We start from the raw sequence: 5,327 nt of genomic DNA on the forward strand, positions 1-5,327 counted from the left end.
ACGGATCTCGGCCAGGGCGTTTTCGGGCAAGTCTCGGTCCTGAACAACAACGGAGCTGGCTTCGACAGCCCCCAAACCTACGGCCTTGCGCAAAGCAACAACGGCCTCCCTCCGCTGTGGATAGGCACCCGCGATCTGAATCAGGATGGCCTGCCAGACATCATCGTTTCCGATGCCGGTGCCAGCGCTATTCGGGTGCTGACCAACACCCACCCCGTCGCCATGGAGGATCCCAGCAGCCCCCTGCCCGTGACCCTGAAGGGCGCCGACATCGACGGCACGGTCGCGGCCTTCCGGCTGGTTGCGCTGCCCGATCCGGCCATCGGTACGCTCTACAGCGATGCAGCCGGTACGTTACCGATCGTGGCTGACCCCAACAGCGGCTTGATGGAGCTGCCTGCTGCCAGCAACAGCGCCACGCTCTACTTTCAGCCCGCGCTCAACTGGAATGGCACGACCAACTTGGCGTACATCGCGGTGGACGATCTGGGTGCCACCTCCACCAGTGGGCTGCGCTCACTCACCATCACCCCAGTCAATGACGCGCCGATCCTCAGCAGCGCCGCAGCCGTCTTGGCCGACGGGACGGTCGGACATGGCTACTTGGTTTCAGCCACTGAGCTTCTGGCCGGCTGGACAGACCCGGAAGGCAGCAGCGTGCAGGTGCAAGGTCTCACCACACCGCAAGGGGTGGTCTTTGACCAAGGCAATGGCACTTGGCTTGTCACACCGATCGGTGCCGCAGCTGGGCCGTTGACGTTGACCTATTCGGTCAGCGATGGTCAGGCCGGTACACCGACCAGCCTGAGCGTCAACCTACTGGCGGACACCTCTGGCAATCTGACCCCCAGTGCCGGGCCGGTGTCGGTCACACCCATCATCAGCCCGGAGGACACCCCCTTAGCCCTGAGCCTGACGGGCAGCGATACCGACGGCACGATCGCCGGTTTCCGCCTCAGTCTGACGCCGGGCGCGGGTCAAATTTTTGCCGATGCCGCGCTGACGCTACCGCTGAACTTGGGCCAAGACTTGGCTGCGGATGCGACGGGCTCAGCCACGGTCTACTTCCAGCCTGCCGCCAACTGGAACGGCCCGACCAGCTTGGGCTATGTCGCACTCGACAATGCCGGGGCCCTATCGGCCCAAACAGCCGTTCAGGCCCTTGACATCACCCCGGTGAATGACCCCCCCGCGCTGACTGGCACACCCGCCACCCTGCCTCGGGGTGAACCCGGTCTGCCCTACATCGTCACGCCTGCTGCGCTTTTGGCGGGCTGGAGCGATGTGGAAAACGCGACGCTCAGCGTCATCAATGTGGTGAGCGACCACGGCACGATCTATCCCAATCCGGATGGCTCTTGGACGGTCAATTCACCCATCGGTTATAGCGGTCCCATCACGCTCAGCTACACCGTCAGCGACGGCACCACCGGACAAAGCCCTGCCACCTTGGGTCTGGACATGATCGCCAACCAAGCTCCTGTGGCGGGTCCCCTGCTGACGGCAGCATCGGTGCAGAACGGCATGCTGGGGGATGGCAATGAAGTGCTTCGGTCCTCGCAGTACTCGAATACGCCGACACACTTTGACAGCTATCAGATCAGCAACATCCAACCAGGCACACAGGTATCGATCGCCGTCACTGGCGCCATCGCCTCTATGGCGTATCTGATCGTTCTCGATCAGAACGGTGGACTGGTTCAGGAATCACCGTTCCAGAGCAGCCTCACTTTTGGCGCCAATCCGGGTTATCAGGTGCTGGTGGGCAGCTTCTTCGACACCAACTACTCACCCAATTACCCGAGCATGTATCAGGTGAGCATTGCCGAGTCGAATGGATTGACCGGCGTCACCTTGAGTCCGAACCTTTCGACCAACAGCGGGCTGGAAGATGGGGTGGTCGCCATCCCACTGAACGGCACTGACGCTGATGGGCAGGTGAGTGCGTTCCGACTGAGCAACTGGCCTGGCAACACCATCGGCTCGTTTTATCTGGATCCGACCCGACCCGATCTGGTCATGGATCCGAGCACAACGGACATCCCGGCCACCAACCAGCAAGCCACGCTCTACTTCAAGCCAGCCCCCAACTGGAATGGTCAGACCGCGATCGATTACTTGGCCATCGACAACCAAGGCCTGACCTCGGTTCAAGCAGCCACCCAGACCCTCCTGATCGCGCCGGTCAATGACCCACCGGCCCTCACAGGCACCCCAGCAACGCTGGTCGGTGGTGTGGAAGACACCACACCCTACGTCCTGAGCAGCACGGACTTGCTGGCGGGTTGGACCGATGTCGATGGCAATCCACTGAGCGTCAGCTCGGTGAACGCATGGGACACCAACGGCTCGACCTACATCAACGCCCAACCTGATCCCAATGGACAAGACTGGCTGCTGAATCTGCCAGCCAATTACAACGGCAACCTGCAAATTCAGTACACCGTTTCTGATGGCTTCAGCCCGACGAGTGCCACGTTGAGTTTGAACATTGCGGCAGTCAACGATCCACCCACCTTGCTCGGCACGCAGTTCTCGACACCTCAGAGCTACCCCGTGCCTTACAACGGAGCCTCTGGCCAAAACGTCGCCATCGGCGACCTCCATGGCGATGGCTTTTTGGACATCCTCACCCCAGGCGGTTCATCGGGGACGATCTCCCTGCTCAAGGGCCATGCGGGCGGCGGGTTTGATCCCGTCCAGACCGTGAACGTGCCCAACGCATCTCTGACTCAGATCGCCATGGGCGATGTCACGGGCGATGGCCTGATCGATGTGGTCGCCTCAGGACTCGACTACGCCAGTTTTACCGCTGCGGTCTATGTCTTCCCCCAACAAGCGAACGGCACCTTTGGTGCCTCTCAAGTCCTCAGCGCCAGCACCTCTTGGACGGACCCCTCCAGCCTGACTTTGGTCGATCTGAATGGCGATCAGCGCCTCGACATCCTGACCACTGATCGCAGCACCAATCAAGCCACCCTCTTTAACGGCAACGCGAACGGCAGCGCGAACGGCAATGGCTTCGGTCCGGCGCAAACGCTCACTGTCGGTAACGCCGCCACCGCGATCGCCACCGCTGACCTGAACGGCGACGGTCGGCTCGATATCGTTGCGGCACGCGCTGACTACGGCAGCGCCACGCCGATCTCGGTGCTGCTCGGTGCCAACACGGGTGGATTCACCCCGGCGGTGGCTTATTACGCCGCCGGCACCTCCGGCAACATGGATCTCCCGATCGATGTCGCATTGGGTGACGTCGATGGTGACGGCAAACTCGACATCGTCACCGCCAACAGCGGCACCGGCCAGGTTGCTGTCCTCAAGGGACTGGGGGATGGAACTTTCGGTGCGGCGACCACCTACAACGTCGGCACCAATCCAATTAGCCTCACCTTGGCTGACCTGAACGGCGACGGCCGACTCGATATCCTGACCGCCGTTCAAGGCAATGGCGGCAGCACCGGACAACTCGCCATCCTGAACAACAACGGAGCCGGCTTCGACAGCGCCCAAACCTATGGCACCGCGCAAAACGGCGGCTCCTTCGCACCGCTGTGGGTGGGGACCCACGATCTGAACCTAGATGGTCTGCCAGACATCATCGTGGCCGATGGCGGCGCAAGTGCTATTCGGGTGCTGACCAACAGCACCCCACGGGTTGCAGAAGATCCAGCCACGCCTGTCCCTCTGACGCTCAAAGGTGCGGACTTGGATGGCACGGTCGCTGCCTTCCGCCTCAACGACCTTCCGGTGCATGGCACGGTCTATACGGATGCCACCCGGTTGCACCCGGTCAATCTCAGCACCGACATCCCTGCTGATGCCAGCAATCAGGCCACGATCTACTTCGTACCGGAACTGAACTGGAACGGCATCACCCAGATCCACGTCAACGCCATCGACAACGGCGGCGCCGTGTCGGTGGCTCCCGAGGCCTTGCAGGTGGTGATCACCCCGGTCAACGATGCCCCTGTCGCACCGTCCGCACCGTCCGTTTCTGCGGCGTTGCCAAACGCGCTTGAAGACAGCGCTTACGACATCAGCCAGGCCCAGTTGCTGAAGGACTGGACCGATCCGGAAAACACGCCTTTGCAAGTCCTGAACCCGAGCGTGGACCATGGCACCTTGGTCCCCGGGGCGGTGATCGACACATGGACCTTGACGCCGGAGCCCAACTACAACGGTCCGATCACGCTGCACTATGCGGTCAGCGATGGTGCCTTGCAGACAGCGGCAACCCTCGGATTCGACGTCACTGCCGTGAATGACCCGCCCGTGCAGGTCACCCCCATGCCACTCCTTGCCCCGCAGACCGCCGGGCAGGATTTCACCCTTCCCCTGCCCGCAGGAACGTTCACGGATGTGGATAGCGCCACGCTGAGCTACTCAGCCCATCTCAGCGATGGCAGCGCCCTGCCAAGTTGGCTGCAATGCGACCCTAGCAACGGCAGCCTGAGTGGCACCCTGAGTAGCACCCCGCCCGGTTGGGTGCCGAACCACGATCTTGAGTTGAGCTTGGTGCTGAGCGTCTCCGATGGTGCGCTGACCACCTCAGCCCCGCCTGTCACCCTGAGCGTGCTGTTGCCAAGCACCCATGGGCTGAGCAATCAAGCTGACACCTATACCGGCACGGCCAGCGATGAAGTGATCTGGGGTCTCTACGGCAATGATGCGATCTCTGGTGGCGCCGGTAACGACACCATCAACGGGGGCGCAGGTGCCGACACCATGAACGGCGGCAGCGGCAACGATGTCTACGTGGTGGATAACACGGGTGATCGGACGCTGGAGGCTGGCGGGGAAGGTTTCGACACGGTCCAAGCCAGTATCGACTGGACGCTCACGGCCGAAGTCGAGAACCTGCTGTTGATCGGCGCAGGCCCGCTGAACGGCAGCGGCAACAGTCTGGACAACCTGATCAACGGCAACGTCGGCAACAACTTGCTCGATGGCGGGGCAGGCAACGATGTGATCAGCGGCGGTCAGGGTAACGACCGGCTGGTGGGTGGCCTCGGGCAGGATGTGCTGGAAGGCGGTGCTGGGGCCGACACCTTTGCCTTCACGTCCACCTTGGACAGCACCGTTGCACGGCCAGATCAGGTGATGGACTTCCAAGCGCGGATCAATCCGGTAGACCGGATTGATCTGAGTGCCATCGATGCCATGACTGGGGTGCCCGGCGATCAAGCTTTCCTCTACATCGGTGCGGCCTCATTCAGCCAGACAGCGGGCGAGTTGCGCTTCAGTGGCGGCCTGCTCAGCGGTGATACCAACGGCGACGGCGTGGCCGACTTTGCCATCCAGTTGGTGGGGGGGGACCTGCTGCC

1 protein-coding gene is annotated in these 5,327 nt (G+C 62.1%); it reads left to right on the forward strand.

Annotated features, from left to right (window positions below; translation table 11 throughout):
• Positions 1–5,327 (forward strand): tandem-95 repeat protein (locus LEPOCDRAFT_RS00090; RefSeq protein WP_009453119.1); only part of this gene is annotated, 5,327 nt, incomplete at both ends.

It is taken from the genome of Leptothrix ochracea L12, assembly GCF_000262525.1.